Genomic DNA, 19196 nt, shown 5'->3' with positions numbered 1-19196 from the left:
CGAAGGGAGTCGAGCATGAGTGATGTCACAATTTTCGCTCCGTCTCCGACCCTGACGGTGACGATCGAAGATCATCCGCGGGGCTCTGAGATTCATGTGCATGCTGGCGGGCAGGGCGTGTGGCAAGCGCGGATGCTGCGCAGACTCGACGTGTCTGTGACGATGTGCTGCGTGCTGAGTGGCGAGATCGGGCAGACGCTGAAGCATCTGCTCGAGGATGAGGGTCTTAGTGTCGTCGCCGTCGAACGCGATGGTCGTGGTTCCGCCTATCTGCACGACCGTCGTGAGGGCGACCGCACCGTGATCGCTGAGGAGGAGGGCGACCCGATCGGCCGACACGAACTGGATGATCTGTACAGCGCGACCCTGCGCAGCTGTGCCGACTCTCGCGCTGTGATTCTGAGCGGACCGGCCGGAGATGACACTGTGCCCGCTGACGTCTACCGTCGACTGGCCATCGACCTTCGCCGTGAGGGCCGCACCGTGATCGCGGATCTCGCCGGGGAACGACTGCAGTCGGTCGTAGAAGGCGGCGTCGACATACTCAAAGTGAGCCACGAGGAACTCCGCGACGACGGTCTGGTGCGAGAAACATCGCTGCCACGGTTGATCGCCGCAATGCAGCAGCTGCGGGAACAAGGCGCACGCGCCGTCATCGTCACACGCTCATCCGCCCCGTCGCTGCTTCTGGATGCTGATGGCGTGGTCGAAGTCTCCCTCCCCCGATTCGAGGAGCACGAAACGCGCGGAGCGGGCGACTCCCTCACCGCCGGGGTCGTCGCAGCGATCACGCGTGGCGACAGCCTGCGCGACGCGATCACACTCGGCACCGCAGCGGGAGCGCTGAACGTCACCCGGCACGGCCTGGGCACCGGAGATGCCGACATGATCGCGCAGCTTCGCTCAGAGGTGCTGGTGCGAGAGATCCAGCAGGCGGATGCCGAAGCCGAAGCCCCGCACGGACGCGTCAGCCCGGATGGGCTGGCGGCGCTGGCAGAGACGAGCGACTCATGACACTGCGCGCACTGATCACCAACGATGACGGCATCGATGCCCCCGGGCTCACGGCGCTCGCCGAAGCTGCTGTGCACAGCGGCCTCGACGTCGTCGTCGCCGCCCCCGTAGCCCAGTCGAGCGGCTCGAGTGCGTCGATCATGGCCAGCGAATCGGAGGGACGGATCTCGGTGGAACGGCGGACGCTGGATGCCCTTCCCGATGTGCCCGCTTTCGCCGTCCACGGCGGCCCCGGGTTGATCGCCATGATTGCTGCACGCCGGGCTTTCGGCCCGTCGCCGGACATCGTCCTTTCCGGGGTGAACCACGGTGCCAATGTCGGTCGGGCGATCCTGCACTCCGGCACCGTCGGCGCTGCCCTCACTGGAGCACTCAACGGCGCCTGGGCGATGGCGGTGTCGCTCGATGTCGGTATGAAGCCGGAGTCGTTCCACTGGCGAACGGCCGCACGCACGGCCACCAGTCTCGTCCCAGCGTTGACCGCGCGTGCGCGAGGCACCACGATGAACGTGAACGTTCCCAACCGTCCCGATCCCCACGGGATCAGAGAGAGCACGCTGGCGCCGTTCGGCATCGTCCAGATGGCGGTGACCGAGAGCGACGAGCGCTACGTACGCCTAGCCGTCGAAGAGCTCCCGAACATCCCGGCCGACGATAGCGATGCCGCCAATCTCGCGCAGGGGTGGGTGACGATCACCGGGATCGACTCCGTGCTCGAGACCCCGCTCGACATTGGAGAAGTTCAGCTGATCGGTGGCACGGTCGGTAGCTCATCCGTGCCCGGAGCCTCACCGGTCTCAGCCGGTTCCGGAACGATGTAGAGGCCGGTCGGCGCGTTGGCTGTGAAAGCCAAAGCATCGACCCAGGCGCGGTTGATCGAAGGCTGACGGCCACCGTAGTACTTGTAGACGATGGAACTGCCCGGGTGCACCCAGACGGTCGTGCGCCCACCACCGACGCTGGCGTCTTCCCGCCAGCTGAATGAGAAGGGCTCTCCGCGACGCAGCTTCGCGCTGATCACGAGCTGCACATGCAGCAGTGCGCGGTCCTCGATCTCGACTTTGACGCCACCCTCGTAGATGAACTTACCCATGCGCGTCGCCTCCGTATCTTGCTGCGCCTGCCATTTAGGCAGTGTCGAAAATTGCCCCCAATCGTTATCCTAGTGTGATGGGAATGATGTACTACGGCGGTGCCGCCGAGCCGATCTCGATCGATGATCGGGCGCTCGCACACCTGAAAGTCGTGATTGCCACAAAGTTGCGACGTAATGAGAGTTTCACACTCTCCTGGCGGCATCCGGACAACGCCAAGCCCGGACGTTCGACGATCTGGTTGCACCCGTCAATCCCGCTCCGCTTCGTCTTCGATGATGTTGAACCGCCGCAGCTGCGATCGGACTGGATCACCGCGATGGCGAACTCCGCAAGCTCCAGCGGCGGGATCACCCTGGTGCCCGAAGACGTGATCAGCACCCCGGAATGAATCAGCCCATATCTTCTGCGCGCGGTCAAGCCCCTCTGCGCTGACGACTGGCCCCTCTAACGTTGCAGGCACGCAACATGGTCGGAGGCGACAGTCATGAATGAGAGATATCAACCCACGACAACCCACGCCGAGTGGGGGGCGGGGAATCCGAAGCTGCTCGTCTCTCATGAGCACGAGCGCTTCGTGCATCACCTCACCACCGACACCGTGCACATCGGCTCGGCCGCCGGCAACGAACTGCTCCTGGCGGACACCGACCCGGTGCATGCGACGATCACACACGACGACCGTGACGAGTACGTGCTCACCCTGCACGGTACCGGCGAGATGAATGCCAGTCCGCAGGCTGACGAGAGCGGGCGCGGCGGTCGAACGGAGATCCTGCGGACGGGTGCTCGATTCACCGCCGGCAGATGGACCCTGGTATTCGCGCGAGACGAGTTCGCTGACCACGGCCGACCGTACGGTGGGCGCGAAGGCGGCGAGCTCTCGGACCAGCCAGCGCAACCCGCCCGCCCTGACTACCCGCAGGATCAGCACAATGAGCCCGACGCGGACCTCGAGGTGAAGGATGGCTGAGCGGCTGTCAAGCCCCCTTGGCCAGATCGCGCTCGAGTTCTAGCGTGACGCGCACAGCGAGATAAGAGGAGAAAAGGAAAATGACACTCACCAACGAGATCATGACGGCTGCTCCCCGTTGCATCGGCGAGAACGATTCGTTGAGCATCGCCGCGGCGCTCATGTCAGAACTGGATGTTGGGGCTTTGCCGATCTGCGGAGAGGATCGAAAGCTCAAGGGCATGCTCACCGATCGTGACATCGTCGTTCGTGCAGTTGCCGAGGGGCTGGACCCCGAGACGACACCGTCGCGGGCACTGGCTAAAGGAAAGCCGGTGACCGTAGAGGCATCAGATGACATCCGTGTCGCGCTGGAGAAGATGCAGAATCATCAGATCCGCCGTCTTCCTGTCATCGACGATCACATGCTGGTAGGCATCATCAGCCAAGCCGACATCGCTCGCTCGTTGGCACCGGAGACCACCGGCATCACTGTCGAGAGCATCTCACGCTAGGAGGACCGCGTGCCACGCGACGCGAACTCACGTTTGAAAGATCCCGAGCTCTACGAGGAGCTGCGCGAGGACGGTGCCTCCAAAGAGAAGGCGGCACGTATCTCGAATGCCACCGGTGGCACGAAACGCGGCCGATCAGAGGTCGGTCGGCGCGGTGGTGAAGCAGGAAGCTACGAGGACTGGACCGTGGACGAGTTGAAGGTCCGGGCCAAGGAGCTCGGGCTCACCGGCTACTCGGACAAGCGCAAGGCAGAGCTGATTAGCGCGCTGCGAAACCACTGAGAACGCGACCGAGGTAGGCGTTCGTGAACTTGCCCCGCGGGTCGAAGCGTGACGCCAGGTTCGCGAAATCACCGAGCCGGTCGAAGGCACCGGCCTGGTCGAAGTCACGGCTGTAGACCTTGCCCCAATGCGCACGCGGTGAGAACGGTTCCAGCGCGGCTTCGATCTCCGGCAGCAGCGCTGCCACTTCTGCCGGACGCTGACGCCAGGTGAAGTGGATGGCAAGACGCGCTCCGCCTTCGCCGCCGCTGAGCCAAAGGTCGTCACCGGCGAAGGTGCGAAATTCGCTCACGTGCAGGAGCGGATCGATGCGGTCACCGAGCCGCCGGATCGCGCGCAGCGCCGGGACTGCCCACTCCCGTGGCACGAAGAACTCTGATTGCAGCTCATCGCCACCCGCACTCGGGTCGCGGTCGAAGCGGAAGTGCGCAAGTCTGCTCGACCACGCGCCACTGGCACCCAGCGGCGTCATGTTGTCATCGGGGGCAGCGCCCGGAATGATCGCGTGCACCTCAGCGGTCACGCGCTCTCCGCCGAACAGTTCCGCGGGAGCATCCCCACGGCCGTCTCGATACTTGAACCACAGCGTCGACAGCGCCGGGCTGCTCCACTCCCCCAGCACGCTCACGCTGTACGCCGCGCTCATGATCGCATCGAACTCTTCAAGGAACGTGTCCCACCGAAGGCCGGTATACACCTGCTGGGTGATCTCGAAAGTGGGTTCGATCGCGAGGGTGATCCGGGTGATCACTCCCAGCGCACCGAGAGCGACAACGCTTCCTTCAAAGTCGGGTTCTCCCGCGCGCACCCAGCTCAATTCGCCATCAGCGCCGATGCGTTCGATGCCCCGCACGGCGGTTGAGAGCACGCCGTTGCCGTCGCCAGAACCGTGGGTCGCTGTCGCTGTCGCGCCTGCGACGGAGATGTGCGGCAGCGATCCGAGGTTGTGCAGCGCCCAGCCGTGCTCCTGCAGGAACGCGGCGACCGCCCCGTACGGCGCCGACCCCGGGACGGTGACGGTGCGTGCGCGTTCGTCGAGCTCGAACGGCAGATCGATGCCGCCGAGCGAAATGAGAGTGGGGCCATCGGCGATGTCGTTGAACGAGTGTCCGGTGCCGAGCACGCGAATGTGCTCGGCCGTGCTCACCAGCAGCTGGGCCTCGGCGATGTCGGAAGGACGGAGAATCTCGGTCGGGGTGAAGACGACGTTGCCCGCCCAATTCGTTATTGCCATGCGCCCATCATCCCGCGCCTGCGGCGAGAATATCGCCGGATGACGCTGCGCGTCACTGTCGGGGCAGCACCGTCAGCACTCGGCGGATGTGATCCCGGAACTCGATCATGTAGTTGCGGAGGAACTTTTCGGTGTCTGCCTTGGCGATGCTGCCATCGTCGTGGAAGACCTCGGGCGTGTAGTGGATGTATGCCTCGGGTGCCGTCATCTGGCGGGCGTTACAGAACGCGAGCACGGCCCGCAGACTCTGCTGCGCAACGGCGGTTCCGATGACGCCGATGGATGCTCCGATGACCGCGGTGGGCATATGGTCGAAGGAATTCTGACCCCACGGGCGCGAAGCCCAGTCGATGGCGTTCTTGAGCGCGCCGGGGATGGACCGGTTGTACTCCGGTGTGACGAACAGAATCGCGTCGCTGTCAGCGATGGCGTCCTTGAGCGCCCGAGCGTTCTCGGGGTAGGCAGAATCGTAATCGGGGCTGTAGAGCGACAGGTCCCCGATCGGGATCTCCGTGAACTCGAGGTCTTTCGGGGCGACGTTGATCAGCGCTTTTGACAGCACCCGGTTGATGGATGTGGACGACAGGCTTCCGACGAAATATCCGACCTTATACGACATTGCTGCTCCTCACTGAAGGTGACGACACCAGTGTGCGCCTCGAACGAGGAGAGCGATAGCCCCTTGCGCGTTGTCGGGGGTGGTTGTCAAGGGTGCTCCCCTCCCGGCGTTCTTCCGCGAAGCTCGATGCGAAGCAGCGTGGAATCGGAGTGAATATGTCGAATCAGCTGAACAGACCTCATCGTGCGATCACGGTTCTCGCCCTTGTCCTGACCTGCTGCCTGACGGGTTGTGGGGTGTCGGTGCCGACAGATCCCGCCGGCACTTTGGACACCGTCACCGATGGAACCCTTCGGGTGGGAGTTTCGCAGGACGATGGCCTTGTGCAGACGTCGTCTGCAGCGCCGTCCGGACCGCTCATCGATCTCGTCGATGCGTTCGCAGAGTCCTTGGACGCTGACGTGCAGTTCACCGCCAGCAGCGAAGAGACGCTGGTCGTGATGATGGAGAAGGGTGAGTTGGACCTGATCGTCGGAGGTCTCACGGATAAGACGCCGTGGTCAGATCGTGTCGGGGTCACCCGCGGCTACCCCAGCATCGACGGGGCAGATGGCCGCTCGATCGTCATGTTCGTCCCTCTCGGAGAAAATGCCTTTCTCACCGAGTTGGAAGGCTTTTTAGACACGGAAGTCGGGTCATGAGTGCTCGGCACCAGTTCGGGCGCACGGATCTTCCGCTCGAACAGCAGAAGGCATTGAAGAAGGCCGTGTGGTGGGAGTACTTCACCATCATTTACACCGCATGCACGATCGCTCTCGTCGCGTTCGTCGTCGGGAACTCCCAGGCGATGAAGACCGCGTGGATCGAGGACATGCTCTCCCTCATTCCGCAGGTTTCATTCCTCATCGCGCTGATCTTCGTGCGGCGGCGACCGACGGTGCGCCATCCCTACGGTTTTCATCGATCAATGGGTATCGGCCATCTCGTCGCCGGAGTCGCGCTCCTCGGCGTGGGACTCAATCTGGCATTCGAGGCGGCGTCCGGGCTGGTTGCCGTGGAGCACCCCACCATCGGCACCGTCAACCTGTTCGGCCACACCATCTGGCTCGGCTGGCTCATGGTCGCAGTCATGGCGATCATCGTGAGCGGACCATTCATATACGGTCGCGCGAAGGCGAAACTCGCCCCCGTTCTGCATAACAAGATCCTCTATGCCGATGCCGACATGGCCAAGGCAGATTGGCAGACCAACGCCGCATCGATCGTCGGTGTACTGGGTGTCGGCGCGGGCCTGTGGTGGCTCGACGGCGCCGCAGCGCTGTTCATCTCACTGAGCATCATTTGGGACGGCATCCGAAACACCAAGGGGGCGGTCGTGGATCTCATGGATGAACGAGCTCGAACCTACGACGACAAGCAGCCCCATCCCCTCGCCGCCGAGATCGTCAGATATCTGCGCGCTCAGCCAAATGTGAAAGATGCCGGCGTGCGCATGCGCGACCAGGGTCAGGTCTTCCACATCGAAGCGTTCGTCGTTCCGCACAGGAAGCGGATCACACTCGCGCAGATCGACCGGCTCTCGCGGGGCGTCGCCGATATGGACTGGAAAGTCCAGGATGTCGTCGTCATCGCCTGCGATGAGATCCCGGATGAAGCCGACCGGGGGCTCCTCCCCGCGCGCGAAAGCTGAGCTCAGAGCTCGACCGGAGGCGCCTCGGGCTCGGAGTCTGCTGATTCCGGGTGGCGGGCGAGGTTGATGATCGCCGCGACCAGCCCGCCCCACACGGTGACCATGGCGATGACCATGAAGATGATCGCGGTCGGAGTCATGCGCCTGCTCCCTTCTCGTTCGATGTTGCCACCGGCGACGGCATCCTGATCGTGTCGGTTTCCGGATCGGGGTCGTAATGCTCCTCGGCGAGGAACTCGTCATAATCCGGGTCGTCCTTCGCATGCGAACGCCTGCTCCACGGCAGCAGTGACAGCAAAACGGCGAGGATGACGAGGGCGATCACCATTCCCCAGCCGAACACGGCCAGGAACCAGGTCGGATAGCCCTCATACGGAGACGAGATCTTCGTGATGAGCTCGCTGACGAAGAGATAGCCCAGAACGATGGGGCTGAGCAGCCCCACGAGCAGCTTCCAGATGAGACCGACACCGAAACTCGAGCGTCGGTTGAGATGCTCTTGAAGCGCGGGCAATTTATAGAGCAGCCAGGCCACGACGATGACGGCCACCAGGGCGACTGCCATGATGCCGAAGGCGTTGATGAAGGCATCCGTTGTGTCGAGCACCGCGAGGGCGGTCGTCGTCGAGAACAGCGCCATCGAGATGATGGCGAGCGGGATCGACACCGTCAGCGTCGTGCGCACGCGCCCCCAGCCGAGTTTGTCTTGCAAGGCCGCGACGATCACTTCGAGGATCGAGATCATCGACGTGACGCCGGCGAAGACCAATGCGCCGAAGAACAGCACACCGATGATGGAGCCGCCGGTGGCTTGCGACACGATCGTGGGGAACGCGATGAACGCCAGCCCGATACCTGAGGTCGCGACACCCGCGACGTCTGTCGCCTGCGCCTGTGCCATGAATCCGAGAGCCGCGAACACACCGATGCCGGCGAGGATCTCGAAGCCCGAGTTGGCGAACGCCACCACCAGACCGGATCCCGTGAGGTCGGTTTTGCGCTTCAGATACGACGAGTAGGTCACCATGATGCCGAACGCGACCGACAGGGAGAAGAAGATGTGTCCGTACGCCGACGCCCACACGCCCGGGTCAGCCAGGGCTTCCCAGTTCGGTGTGAAGAAGGCATTGAGACCGTCCATCGCCCCGGGAAGGAACAGCGACTGCACCACGAGCACCGCGAACATCACCGTCAGCAGCGGCATCAGCACCATGTTCGCCGCGCCGATACCGCGCTTGACACCCAGTGCCATGATCACGATCACGACGAGCCAGACCATGACCAGCGGGATGCCGACCTGCGGAACGAATTCCGTCGAGACGCCGGTTGCAGAGACGTCGCCCATCTGCAGGAAGTCAGTGAAGAAGAAGTCGTTCTCGTTGCCAGGACCCCAGGTCAGTTCCACCGAGAACCAGGTGTACATCGCAGCCCACGCGACGATGACGGCGTAGTAGACCGAGATCACGACGCAGATCAGCACCTGCCACCAGCCCAGCGGTTCCGCCGCACGATGCATGCGACGAAATGCCAGGGGTGCCGACCCGCGGAACCGATGTCCGATCGCGTAATCGAAGAAGAGCAGCGGGATGCCGGCAGTCAATAGCGCGCAGAGATAAGGGATGAGGAATGCGCCGCCGCCGCCTTCGTAGGCAACGTACGGGAAGCGCCAGATGTTGCCCAGTCCGACCGCTGAGCCGATAGCGGAAAGGATGAATACGTTGCGCGATCCGAAAGCCTCGCGTTTTTGTGTCTGCGTCGATGCGGTCGCCATGACGCAGACACTACCCCTGGCGTCACTCAGACGCGACCACTCCCGCGTGGCATGCTGCGACGCCGCGACCATCGCGCCACTACGTAGAGCACCACACCGACCACGAGCAGAGCAGCCCCGAAGAGCCACACGACTGCGCGTTGCTGGGTGAGCAGCAGCACGCACGATGCGATACCGAGCACGGGGATGAAAGTCCACACCCGGAAGTGATCGTGCTCCACCCGGTCGCGGCGCAGCACCAATACCGAGATGTTCGCGCTGAGGAAGACGAAGAGCAGCAGGAGCACCACTGTCTCGGCCAGCGTGGCCAGGTCGCCGATCAGCGTCAGCAGCATTGCAACCGCGGTCGTCGCCACGATCGCCGCCCACGGGGTCTTCCGGCGAGGCAGCACCCTGCCCAGCACATCTGGCAGGAGCTTCTGCTCTGCCATGCCGTAGGCGAGCCGGCTTGCCATGATCATCGTCAGCAGTGCGCCGTTGGCGACGGCGATGAGCGCGATCGCGCTGAACAGCCAGGACGGCACGCCCAGGCCCGTCGCCTCGACGACGGACAGAAGAGGCCCGCTGGACTGTTCGAGTTCCGCGGGCGAAAGTGCTGCGGCACTGGCGATCCCGACAAGCAGATAGACCGCACCGGCGGTGATGAGAGCGGCGAACAGCGCACGCGGATAGTTCTTGCTCGGCTGTCTGACCTCCTCGATCACGTTCGCGGACGTCTCGAATCCGACGAACGAGTAGTAGGCGATGATCGCGCCTCCCAGCACTGCCACGGCGACACCGGTATCCGCTGGAGCCTGCATCGCGCGGGACAGGTCGCCTCCACCGCCCGCGACGAACAGGCCCACCACGACCACCACGATCACGAGACCGGTGACCTCGATCGCCGTCATCACCAGGTTCGCCCCCATCGATTCTCGGATGCCGCGAGCGTTGAGGGCTCCGACGATGAGGAGGAAGACCATCGCCGCGGGAATAGAGGGGACGGCGAAGAAGGTCTGCAGATAGTCGCCGGCAAAAGCGATGGCGAGGCCGGCAGCGCTCACCACGCCGGCCGCCATCATGCTGAATCCGATCAGGAACGACACGATCGGTCTGCGGAACGCGCGCTCCGCGAAAACCGCCGCCCCGCCAGCGCGCGGGTACTTCGTGACGAGCTCGGCGTAGGAGCCCGCCGTCAGCAGCGCCAACAGGAGCGCGAGCAGCAACGGCGCCCACAGCATCCCACTAGCCTGGCCGGCAAGCACTCCCATCAGCGCATAGATCCCAGCTCCGAGGACGTCACCGAGAATGAAGGCGAAGAGCATCGGTCCGGTGATGGCGCGGCGCAATCGGGCGGGCTGCTCGCGGGGCTCTGGCATGGCGGCTCCTCTGTTTTCGAAGGTGCCACAGTCTTGCCCACTGCGAGTATTCCGGCGCGGGGGTTGACACCGACGCCCGGTGGATTGACGAGATGATGATGCAGTCCGTCAATTCCACCGGGCAATCGTGCTCGGCGCTGAGGTCCGTTGCTACTGCGCCGTGCGGATCATCGTCCATTCCCAAGCCGCGAGTCGGACTCGTCCGTCGCTGATCGGTTCGCCGCTGACAGATTCGCCGCGCACGGATACCTCGGTCTCGGGACCGCCATGATTCACCAGCGTGACGATATCGCCGCGACGCATCGCTTCTACGTGCTCTGGCAAACCGTCGATAACGGGCTCGACCCCGGCCTCCGCGATCAGATGCTCGACGATCTGCTGTGTCCCGGCCTCATCGAGGATCGTCGCGAGATAGCGAGCGCTTCCAGCACCTGAACGACGTACGGTGAGGGCAGGACGCCCGGCGAGGCGTCCGCTCGTGAATGCAGCTTCGACCTCAGCATCCGTCGCTGCGATCTCCTCTGCGAAGAGCATCCCAGCGGCCTCGCCCCACACTCCTGAAACGAGTGCGGTGTGCTCACCAGGTGTTCCTGCCGCCGAATCGACTGGCGTGACCAGCGCACCGAAATCCTCGAGAGTGACTCCGAGAATCCCCCCGAGTTGAGTGAGGTAGCCGCCGTCTCGGAATCGGTCGTATTCGTCCACAACATCGGTGAACGGTCCGGCGATCAGGTGTCCGCCGGACTCGACGAAGTCGGTGAGTGCCTGAGCACCGGATTCACGCAGCAGATACAGCGCCGGAGCGATCACGAGCCGGTAGCGATCATCGACGTGCTCTGGGGGAACGATGTCCACCTGCACGTGTCGCCGGTGCAGTGCTCGGTACCAGCGCTGCACCACGGCCAGGTAGTCCAGTCTGTTCTGCGGGTGATCAGATGCCTCCACCGCCCACCAGTTATCCCAGTCCAGAACCAGCGCTACGCGGGCATCTCCCGTGGGCGATGACGGCAGTTCGGGGAGATCGGCGAGAGCTTTCCCGAACGATGTGACCTCGCGCCAGGTCCGGGTGCCGGTTCCGGCATGAGGCAGCATCGCCGAGTGGAATTTCTCGGCTCCGGCCTGAGACTGACGCCACTGGAAGAACATGATGCTGTCAGCGCCTCGTCCGATCGCCTGTGCACTGAGCGCGGCCATCTGTCCCGGCGCCTTCGGCGCATTCGCCGGACGCCAGTTCACGGCGTTTGTCGCCTGTTCCATGAGGATCCAAGGAACGCCCGGTTTGAGCGATCGCATCAGATCCCGAGTGAGCGCCGCATCGCGGAAGGAGTCCGGCTCGTTGGGGTCCGGGTAACAATCGTCACTGATGACGTCCACATACTGCGCCCACTTCACGTAGTCCGCGGGTTTGAACGTTCCCATGAAGTTCGTCGTGATCGGCTGGGTCGCACCGGCCGCTCGGATGATCTCACGCTCCATGAGATAGCACTCGAGCATCGTGTCGCTGGTGAAGCGCTGGAAGTCCAGCAGCTGACCAGGGTTGTGACTGTAGGGAGCCTTGCGCGGTGGGAAGATCTCCTCGAAGGATTGGTAGCGCTGCGACCAGAAGTTGGTGCCCCAGGCCGCGTTCAACGAGTCGACGTCCTCGTAGCGTTCGATCAGCCAGCCACGAAAGGCGTCGCGTGCGGCGTCGGAGTAATCGACGGTCAGATGACAGCCGTACTCGTTGTTGATGTGCCACATCACGACGGCTGGGTGGTCTGCATAGCGAGCGGCAAGCGCCGTGACGAGCTCACCTGCCAGACGGCGATACACCGGCGAGCTGGGTGCGTAGGCCTGACGCGAGCCTGGCCAGTACGTGCTGCCGTTCTCGTCACAGGGCAGAACCTCGGGGTACACCGCGCTCACCCACGGCGGCGGTGACGCCGTCGCGGTCGCAAGGTCGACGGCGATGCCCGCCTCATGGAGCATCTCGATGATTCGGTCGAGCCAGGCGAAGTCGAACACACCCTCACGCGGCTGAATGCGAGCCCAGGCGAAAATGCCCAGGTTCACGAGGGTGACATTCGCTTCGCGCATGCGCGCGATGTCATCCGGCCAGATCTCTTCGGGCCACTGTTCGGGGTTGTAGTCGGCGCCGTAATGCATGTGACGTCCTCTCGTCTTCACTGTGGGAACGGTGTCTGGTCAGCCATTGACCTACCAGGCGTAGGCCTCTGGAGCGGGGCCGCCGGGGCCGGGCCAGATGCGATCCAATTCAGCGAGCTCTTCCGCACCGAGGGTGATATCCAGTGCGCGTACCGCGCTTTCGAGCTGCTCGAGCCGGCGCGGTCCGACAATCGGCGCGGTGACAACCGGCTGATGCAGCAGCCAGGCGATGGCGAGCTCTGCCGGGGCTACGCCCAGCTCATCGGCATAGCGCTCGTATTCCTCGACCTGCGCACGTCGCCCACCCAAGGCGTCGACGCTGCTGCGCGAACGGTCGGTCTTGCGCAGCACTCCACCGAGCATGCCGCTCGCCAGCGGCGACCAGGTAAGCAGCCCGACGCCGTAGGCGGTTGCAGCCGGCACGACCTCGAGTTCAACGGTGCGCTGCGCAAGGTTATAGATCGACTGCTCGGTGACCGGCTTCGCACGCGAGGCTGCGCGCATTCCGGCGATCTCCTGGTACTGCGCGATGTTCCATCCCGCGAAGTTGGACGAACCGAGGTATCCGATCTTGCCCTGGTCGACAAGACGCGTAAAGGCATCCAGCACCTCGTCAACGGGCACATTCCGGTCGATGTGGTGCATCTGGTACAGGTCGATGTGCTCGATGGAGAGTCGGCGAAGCGAATCCTCCACGGCCCGGCGGATGTGCAGTGAACTCAGGCCGGAGTCGTTGACGCCAGGGCCCATCGCGCCCTGCACCTTCGTCGCCACCACGAGGTCATCGCGATTGCCTCGGGCGCTGATCCATCGACCGAGGAGCTCCTCAGTCTGTCCAGGCTTGTCACCCCACGGCGCGCCACCATAGACATCCGCCGTGTCGATCAGGTTGATCCCCCGCTCGACCGCCGCGTCGAGGATACGGAACGATTCGGCGTCGTCGATGACCGGCCCGAAATTCATCGTGCCGAGCGCGATACGACTGACTCGGGCACCAGAGCTACCTAGACGTGTGTACTCCATTGCAGATTCCCTCTTCTCAGTTGAACGTCGACCTTCTCAGTTGAACGTCGACCGGTGGTCGTTTCGACGCGCGACAGACGCACGGATGCGACGGCCACGAGCGTGATCCGGATTCAGTCGATCGGCCTGCTCGACTTGCGGATGATCAGTTCGGGCTTGAACCGAATCGAGCGAGCGCTTAGATCTTCCCCGCCGAGACCGGCAAGCATCAGTTCGGCCGCCTGCTGGCCGATCTCGCGACTCGGCTGACGGATCGAGGTCAGCGCGACCGCCGACGCCGAAGCGAACTCGATGTCGTCGTAGCCGACGATCGACACCTCACCCGGCACCTCGATGCCGGCTTCAAGCAGGCTGTGCATGATCCCGAGGGCGACCTCGTCGTTACCGCCGAAGATTCCGTCCGGGCGTTCGCTGCGCGGCATTGCGGCCAAGCGGCGTCCGATCTCGCGTCCCAGGCGGATGCTCAATCGCCCGTCATCAACGACGGTCAGTCCAAGGCCTGCTCGCTCCGCCTCGATCTGGCATCCTTCGAGCCGCTCACGCATCTGGTCCATCTCGGAGGGGCCACCGACGTACATCAGGCGGCGCGCACCCCCAGCAATGAGGTGAGCTGTCGCCAGCCTACCGCCGAGCACATCGTCGACAGAGACGGATGCCAGGCGCCCGGCGGGGTCGACCCGGTCGACGAGGACCACCGGAACGTTGCGCATCACGAAACGCTCGAGTGCATCGAGTTGGCCACTCAGCGGAGCAAGCAGCACACCGTCAAGTCGCTGTCGCTCGAACAGGTCGAGGTAGCGGATTTCGCGGGCACGCGAGTCGTAGCTGTTGCCGACGAACACCGAGTACCCCGATGTCTCTGCGGTCTCCTCCGCGCCGAGCACGACCTCTGAGAAGAACGGGTTCGTGATGTTGACAACGGCCATACCGATGACACTGGATCGTCCTGCTCGCAGCTGACGGGCAGCAACGTTCGGCACGTAGCCGAGCTCGATGATGGCGGCTTCGACTTTCGCAGTCGCTGCACGCGAAACGGTCTCCGGTCGATTGAGAACGTTGGAGACCGTGGTGGTGGAAACGCCCGCGCGGGCGGCAACGTCACGAATGCCGATCTCTGCCACGTTGCCTCCTCATCCTGCGATCACGCTCGATTTGAACGTTACAGGTAAAACGTTACAATTTTTCTAGCCGGAGCGATAGTGTCAGTTGAATCGTTTTTATCGACGAGGCTAGTTTCAGACGAGATCGCCCAGCAATCACCGTCGAAATGTCCAGGTTAAACGCCTGGTTCACCTATGGATCAAGCGCGCCTCACCGGCGTAGCGTCGCATCCGCACCAACACTCATATCTTGCTTGCAAAGGAGCATCTACTATGTGGCAACGTCACAGTCGCGGCATCCGCGTATCGGCCATCGCGGCCGGCACTCTCGCCGCCGCGCTCACTCTCACCTCCTGCGGTGGAGGCGCCGAAAGTGCCCCGGCCGATGGCCCCGTCGAACTCACCTTCCAGTCGTGGGTACCGAACGTCGACCGTGCCGTCGACGCGTTCAACGAAGCACACGAGGACATCCACGTCACCCTCGAAACCATCACGGCGGGCCCCGACGGCGGCTACGCGAAGATGTTCTCGGCCGTGCAGGCGGGCAACCCCGCTGACGTCGCCCAGGTCGGATACGACGCGATCCCCGAGTTCCTGGTGAACGGCGCCGTCGAAGACATCACGGACTACGTCAGCGACTCGGCTGATCTCTTCACCGACTGGCAGTGGCAGACCGGAGTCTTCGACGACCGCGTCTACTCGATCCCGCAGGCGTCGGGTCCGCTCGGCCAGTTCTACCGCGAGGACATCTTCACGGAGCTCGGCCTGGAAGCACCCACCACTTGGGACGAGTACTACGAAGCAGCCAAGGTGATCCGGGCATCCGACCCGAATCGCTACATCGCGGCGTTCGCGTTCAACCAGGCACCGTGGCTGATCGGGCTTTCGCAGCAGGCCGGCGGCTCCTGGTTCACCGCCGAAGAAGACGCATGGGGCGTCGCGATCGACGATGAGGCCACGCTGAAGGTCGCCGAATACTGGCAGAAGCTCATCGACGAGGATCTCGTCAAGCTCGAAGCTGACATGTCCAGCGAATGGAACGCAGACATCCAGAACGGCAACATCCTCACGTGGATCTCTGGTTCCTGGGCCGATGCGATCGTTCGCGGAACGGCGCCCGACACTGCTGGCTCGTGGGCAGTCTCCGCTGTTCCGCAGTGGAACGCCGGCGAGAACGTCTCGGCGACCTGGGCTGGCGGCTCGGCGAACATCGTACTGAAGGGTTCGAAGCACCCTGAGGAGGCCGCTGAGTTCGCGCTCTGGCTGAACAGCGATCCCGGCAGCGTGAGCACGCTGACCAGCATCGGTGCCGGTTGGCCCGCGATCACTGATCTGGCCGCTGTTGACAGCCTGCAGGATGACCCGGAGGTGTTCGCGTTCTACGGCGGACAGAACATCTGGGACGTCTTCGCGGTCTCGGACGCCGCTGTGGATTCCAGCTGGGTCTGGCCGCCGCTGTCGCAGACGCTGTTCGCGAATCTGACGGACAACGTGAAATCCAGCGTTGAGCAGGGCACACCGCTTTCGGAGGCCTTCGTGCAGACCCAGAAGGACTTCGTCGCTGCGATGAAGGACAAGGGCATCTCCGTCGCCGAGTGACGACATCCGGGGTGGGCCTGACCTCGGGCCCACCCCGATCCGATCCGCGGAAGCTACCAGGCATCCGCTCAGCATCACCGAGGAGTAAACGTGTCGGCCACAGCCGCCCCCATCACCCGACCAGGACGCAGCAAGCGCCCGCCCGCGGCGCTCTGGCTTCTGCTGCTGCCGTTCATGATCATGTTCGCGGCGTTCTTCATCGCCCCGATCGTCTACGCGATCATCGACAGCCTGTTCACGCAGAAGTCGAGTGGTCTGGGGCTGACTGCCCCCACACGTGAGTTCGTCTTCCTCGATAACTACCTCAGCGCGCTATCGACCCCGTCGTTCGTGGCGAGCCTGGGCCGGCTCGTCGCGTTCGCCGCGATCGAAGTGCCGCTCATGGTCGTGACGGCACTTGCTCTCGCGCTGCTACTCGGCGCCGGTGCCGCACGTTTTCCGCGGGTCTTCCGAGTCACCTACTTCATGCCGTACGGAGTACCCGGAGTTATCGCTGCCCTGCTCTGGGGTTTTCTCTACATGCCGGCGACCAGCCCGGTGCTGCAACTGCTGTCGAAGTTCGGGATTGATCTGAGCCCGCTGTCGAGCGACGCCGTTCTCTTCGCCATCGCGAACATCGCCCTGTGGGCGTTCGCGGGATACAACATGCTCATCCTGATCGCCGCGCTTGATGCGATCCCGTCCGAGCTCTACGAGGCGGCGCGCCTCGACGGTGCGAGCGAGTGGCACATGATCTGGCACATCAAGCTGCCGCTCATTCGTCCCTCGGTTGTACTCATCACACTCTTCACCATCATCGGGACCCTGCAGCTGTTCGTGGAACCTCTCGTGCTCCGCCCGCTGACCACAGCGATCAGCTCCGACTTCGCCCCGAACCTTGCCGCATACAACCAAGCGTTCTCGCAGGGGAACCCGAACCTCGCCGCGGCGATGGCAGTGATCGTGGCGTTGCTCGCCTTCGCCTTCTCAGCCATCTTCATCCGTGTCGTGAACCGAAAGGGGAACCGCGCATGGTGACCGCCGACGCATACTCCCGCCGCCGCTCGATGCCCCGCCCTGGTGGCATGGCCGGCGCCATCTTCGTGAACGCCGCGCTCGTCGTGGCCGCGATCTATTTCCTGCTGCCCATCGTCTGGGTGCTAATTGCCGCAACGAAGTCCCCGAGCCAGCTCTACTCGAGCTTCGGGTTGTGGTTCTCTGATGCACCGCAGGCGTGGCAGAACCTCGTCAACCTGTTCACACAGGACAACGGTGCCTTCTCGGTCTGGATCATCAACAGCGTCCTCTACTCGGGCGGAGGCGCGCTTGTCGCCACCGTCATCGCGACGGCTGCCGGTTATGCCTTCGCCAAGTACGAGTTCCGCGGCAAAGAGGCACTGTTCTGGACGATTCTCGGCGGAGTGCTGGTACCGGCGACAGTGATCGCCTTGCCCCTGTACTTCCTGTTGAATTCCGTGCAGCTCACCGGGTCGTACTGGAGCGTCCTGCTTCCCAGCATGGTGAGTCCCTTCGGTGTCTACCTCGCCCGCATCCACGCGAGCGGGTCCGTGCCCGACGAAGTGATCGAGGCTGCCCGCATCGACGGAGCCGGTGACCTGCGCATCTTCGGCGCGATCGCCACACGCATGATGACGCCGGCAATCGTGACGGTGTTCCTGTTCCAGTTCGTCACGATCTGGAACAACTATCTGCTTCCGTTGGTCATGCTCAGCGACACGAAGCGCTTCCCGATCACACTCGGGCTGACCCTGTGGAACTCGCAGATCCAGCGTGATCCGGCGTTCACCTCTTTGGTGGTCACGGGATCGGCCGTATCGGTGATCCTGTTGGTCGTGCTGATGGTCTCGCTGCAGCGGTTCTGGAAGGCTGATCTCACGGCAGGTGCGTCGAAGGGCTGAGTACGCCTCGGCTGAATGAGCCCGAGTGATTATCCCTTGCGATGCAGGCGATAGTCACTCGGGCTCATTCCGTGCATCCGGCTGAACTGACGCGAGAAATAGAACGGATCTTCATAGCCGATCTGCCGTGCGATCTCAGATACGTGCAACGAGGTCGTATCGAGGTAACGTCGCGCCCGCGCCATCTTGAGGCCCTTGTGGTACGCCAGCACTCCCCCACCGGTGGCTTCACGAAAGAGTGCGCCGAGATGCGAAGGCGAGATGCCGATGAGGCGTGCCAGCTCCCAGACCCGGACATTTCCATCGGCTCGTTCTTCGAGATATCGCATGGCACGCTCCAAAGGTTCGCCCTGTTCGGGGAGCCGGCGATCGACCACGAACTGCGTCATCAACCGCCAGGCAATCCCCGCCGTCGCGATCAGGCGGGCCGGCGACTGATCGCGCTCCAGCGATGAGACGATCTCATCCAGCAGCGCTGTCACGCGCTCCAGCGCGCGCAGCGAGATCACTGGTTTGCTGCGATCCACGCCGGTCGCAGTCCACAAATCCGTCAGATCACTGCCGAGCAGGTGACACCACCAGATCGTCCATGGTCGTTCATTGTCCGCACCGTAGGAGTGCGGGGTGTCACGAGGGATGAGCACCGCCGTGCCGGGTACGACGCGATGGCGACCCGATCCGAGGTCGACCCAGCCACTGCCATCGATGCAAACAAGGACGATCCCCTCTTCGGCTCCCTGTGGCCTGATCCGCAGGTGCCCCACCGCATCGGGGAACCATCCCGCATCGGTCACCACGAGTCGTCGAGTCACGGGCTGGCCCAAGGCTTCAGCAATAGCAGGGCGTGGCACCACACAGAGCCGCTGCCGTTCGAATCCATCTCGACGTTCCATGCACTGATCATCGCAGACATCAGTGAAACGTCCAGGCCTGCACCACGATCGCCCATGTTTGCGAAGGCA

21 protein-coding genes are annotated in these 19196 nt (G+C 63.5%); 11 read left to right on the top strand and 10 right to left on the bottom strand.

Annotated features, from left to right (window positions below; translation table 11 throughout):
• The first annotated feature begins 15 nt into the window (after positions 1 to 15).
• Both ACSS7Z_RS14825 and surE read left to right on the top strand, forming a co-directional pair.
• Positions 16 to 1014: a 1-phosphofructokinase family hexose kinase gene (locus ACSS7Z_RS14825; RefSeq protein WP_438255646.1), complete on the top strand. Its 999-nt coding sequence runs from the start codon at positions 16 to 18 to the stop codon at positions 1012 to 1014.
• Complete coding sequence (gene surE, locus ACSS7Z_RS14820) at positions 1011 to 1835, top strand: 5'/3'-nucleotidase SurE (RefSeq protein ID WP_438255645.1); 825 nt, start codon at positions 1011 to 1013, stop codon at positions 1833 to 1835. The genes ACSS7Z_RS14825 and surE overlap by 4 nt, the downstream gene beginning before the upstream one ends.
• Here surE and ACSS7Z_RS14815 read toward each other — a convergent pair.
• Positions 1757 to 2107 (bottom strand): DUF7882 family protein, encoded by a 351-nt coding sequence (locus ACSS7Z_RS14815; RefSeq protein WP_438255644.1) that lies wholly within the window; start codon positions 2105 to 2107, stop codon positions 1757 to 1759. The two genes, surE and ACSS7Z_RS14815, sit on opposite strands and share 79 nt — an antisense overlap.
• 77 nt (positions 2108 to 2184) lie before the next feature.
• Here ACSS7Z_RS14815 and ACSS7Z_RS14810 point away from each other — a divergent pair, with 77 nt between their 5' ends.
• The 4 genes from ACSS7Z_RS14810 (at position 2185) to ACSS7Z_RS14795 (ending at position 3857) form a co-directional block, all read left to right on the top strand.
• Positions 2185 to 2499 carry a DUF7882 family protein gene (locus tag ACSS7Z_RS14810; RefSeq protein WP_438255643.1) on the top strand — a complete coding sequence of 105 codons (315 nt, stop codon included), beginning with the start codon at positions 2185 to 2187 and terminating at the stop codon, positions 2497 to 2499.
• Positions 2500 to 2595: 96 nt separating this feature from the next.
• On the top strand, positions 2596 to 3081 hold the full coding sequence (locus ACSS7Z_RS14805) for a hypothetical protein (RefSeq protein WP_438255642.1): 486 nt from the start codon (positions 2596 to 2598) through the stop codon (positions 3079 to 3081).
• A gap of 80 nt (positions 3082 to 3161) precedes the next feature.
• The gene (locus ACSS7Z_RS14800) at positions 3162 to 3575 is read left to right on the top strand and encodes a CBS domain-containing protein (protein WP_438255641.1); all 414 of its coding nucleotides are present in this window, start codon (positions 3162 to 3164) and stop codon (positions 3573 to 3575) included.
• A 9-nt stretch (positions 3576 to 3584) separates the two neighbouring features.
• A complete protein-coding gene (locus ACSS7Z_RS14795; RefSeq protein ID WP_438255640.1) occupies positions 3585 to 3857 on the top strand; it encodes a DUF7218 family protein in 273 nt (90 codons plus the stop codon).
• On the opposite strand, the gene ACSS7Z_RS14790 is transcribed toward ACSS7Z_RS14795, so the two are convergent.
• Together ACSS7Z_RS14790 and ACSS7Z_RS14785 are read right to left on the bottom strand one after the other, a co-directional pair.
• On the bottom strand, positions 3835 to 5091 hold the full coding sequence (locus ACSS7Z_RS14790) for an FAD-binding protein (RefSeq protein ID WP_438255639.1): 1257 nt from the start codon (positions 5089 to 5091) through the stop codon (positions 3835 to 3837). The two genes, ACSS7Z_RS14795 and ACSS7Z_RS14790, sit on opposite strands and share 23 nt — an antisense overlap.
• A 52-nt stretch (positions 5092 to 5143) precedes the next feature.
• The gene (locus ACSS7Z_RS14785) at positions 5144 to 5710 is read right to left on the bottom strand and encodes an NADPH-dependent FMN reductase (protein ID WP_438255638.1); all 567 of its coding nucleotides are present in this window, start codon (positions 5708 to 5710) and stop codon (positions 5144 to 5146) included.
• 236 nt (positions 5711 to 5946) lie between these two features.
• On the opposite strand from ACSS7Z_RS14785, the gene ACSS7Z_RS14780 reads away from it, so the two are divergent.
• Positions 5947 to 6351: a transglycosylase SLT domain-containing protein gene (locus tag ACSS7Z_RS14780; protein ID WP_438255637.1), complete on the top strand. Its 405-nt coding sequence runs from the start codon at positions 5947 to 5949 to the stop codon at positions 6349 to 6351.
• Entirely contained in the window at positions 6348 to 7340 is a 993-nt protein-coding gene (locus ACSS7Z_RS14775; RefSeq protein WP_438255636.1) for a cation diffusion facilitator family transporter, read from the top strand. The genes ACSS7Z_RS14780 and ACSS7Z_RS14775 overlap by 4 nt, the downstream gene beginning before the upstream one ends.
• Positions 7341 to 7342: 2 nt before the next feature.
• On the opposite strand, the gene ACSS7Z_RS14770 is transcribed toward ACSS7Z_RS14775, so the two are convergent.
• The 6 genes from ACSS7Z_RS14770 to ACSS7Z_RS14745 form a co-directional block, all read right to left on the bottom strand.
• Positions 7343 to 7480: a methionine/alanine import family NSS transporter small subunit gene (locus tag ACSS7Z_RS14770; RefSeq protein ID WP_438255635.1), complete on the bottom strand. Its 138-nt coding sequence runs from the start codon at positions 7478 to 7480 to the stop codon at positions 7343 to 7345.
• Positions 7477 to 9111 (bottom strand): sodium-dependent transporter, encoded by a 1635-nt coding sequence (locus ACSS7Z_RS14765; RefSeq protein WP_438255634.1) that lies wholly within the window; start codon positions 9109 to 9111, stop codon positions 7477 to 7479. The genes ACSS7Z_RS14770 and ACSS7Z_RS14765 overlap by 4 nt, the downstream gene beginning before the upstream one ends.
• Before the next feature lie 26 nt (positions 9112 to 9137).
• A complete protein-coding gene (locus ACSS7Z_RS14760; protein WP_438255633.1) occupies positions 9138 to 10469 on the bottom strand; it encodes an APC family permease in 1332 nt (443 codons plus the stop codon).
• A gap of 150 nt (positions 10470 to 10619) precedes the next feature.
• The gene (locus ACSS7Z_RS14755) at positions 10620 to 12614 is read right to left on the bottom strand and encodes a beta-galactosidase (protein WP_438255632.1); all 1995 of its coding nucleotides are present in this window, start codon (positions 12612 to 12614) and stop codon (positions 10620 to 10622) included.
• A 51-nt stretch (positions 12615 to 12665) separates the two neighbouring features.
• Positions 12666 to 13637, bottom strand: coding sequence for an aldo/keto reductase (locus tag ACSS7Z_RS14750; protein WP_438255631.1), 972 nt, complete (start codon positions 13635 to 13637; stop codon positions 12666 to 12668).
• 113 nt (positions 13638 to 13750) lie between these two features.
• Positions 13751 to 14758 (bottom strand): LacI family DNA-binding transcriptional regulator, encoded by a 1008-nt coding sequence (locus ACSS7Z_RS14745; RefSeq protein ID WP_438255630.1) that lies wholly within the window; start codon positions 14756 to 14758, stop codon positions 13751 to 13753.
• 252 nt (positions 14759 to 15010) lie between these two features.
• On the opposite strand from ACSS7Z_RS14745, the gene ACSS7Z_RS14740 reads away from it, so the two are divergent.
• The 3 genes from ACSS7Z_RS14740 (at position 15011) to ACSS7Z_RS14730 (ending at position 18234) form a co-directional block, all read left to right on the top strand.
• Positions 15011 to 16336, top strand: a complete 1326-nt coding sequence (locus ACSS7Z_RS14740; protein ID WP_438255629.1) for an ABC transporter substrate-binding protein — start codon at positions 15011 to 15013, stop codon at positions 16334 to 16336.
• Between the two features lie 90 nt (positions 16337 to 16426).
• Positions 16427 to 17353 (top strand): carbohydrate ABC transporter permease, encoded by a 927-nt coding sequence (locus tag ACSS7Z_RS14735; RefSeq protein ID WP_438255628.1) that lies wholly within the window; start codon positions 16427 to 16429, stop codon positions 17351 to 17353.
• On the top strand, positions 17347 to 18234 hold the full coding sequence (locus ACSS7Z_RS14730) for a carbohydrate ABC transporter permease (protein WP_438255627.1): 888 nt from the start codon (positions 17347 to 17349) through the stop codon (positions 18232 to 18234). The genes ACSS7Z_RS14735 and ACSS7Z_RS14730 overlap by 7 nt, the downstream gene beginning before the upstream one ends.
• Before the next feature lie 29 nt (positions 18235 to 18263).
• Here the strand turns inward: ACSS7Z_RS14730 and ACSS7Z_RS14725 are convergent, their stop codons facing one another.
• Complete coding sequence (locus ACSS7Z_RS14725; protein ID WP_438255626.1) at positions 18264 to 19046, bottom strand: helix-turn-helix domain-containing protein; 783 nt, start codon at positions 19044 to 19046, stop codon at positions 18264 to 18266.
• Between the last annotated feature and the right edge of the window lie 150 nt (positions 19047 to 19196).

This window comes from Microbacterium wangyouchuni, assembly GCF_051546305.1.
In the GTDB taxonomy this organism is placed as follows: Bacteria; Actinomycetota; Actinomycetes; order Actinomycetales; family Microbacteriaceae; genus Microbacterium.
The sequence above is the reverse complement of the archived record's forward strand: the minus strand, read 5'-3'. Positions and strand labels throughout refer to the sequence as shown.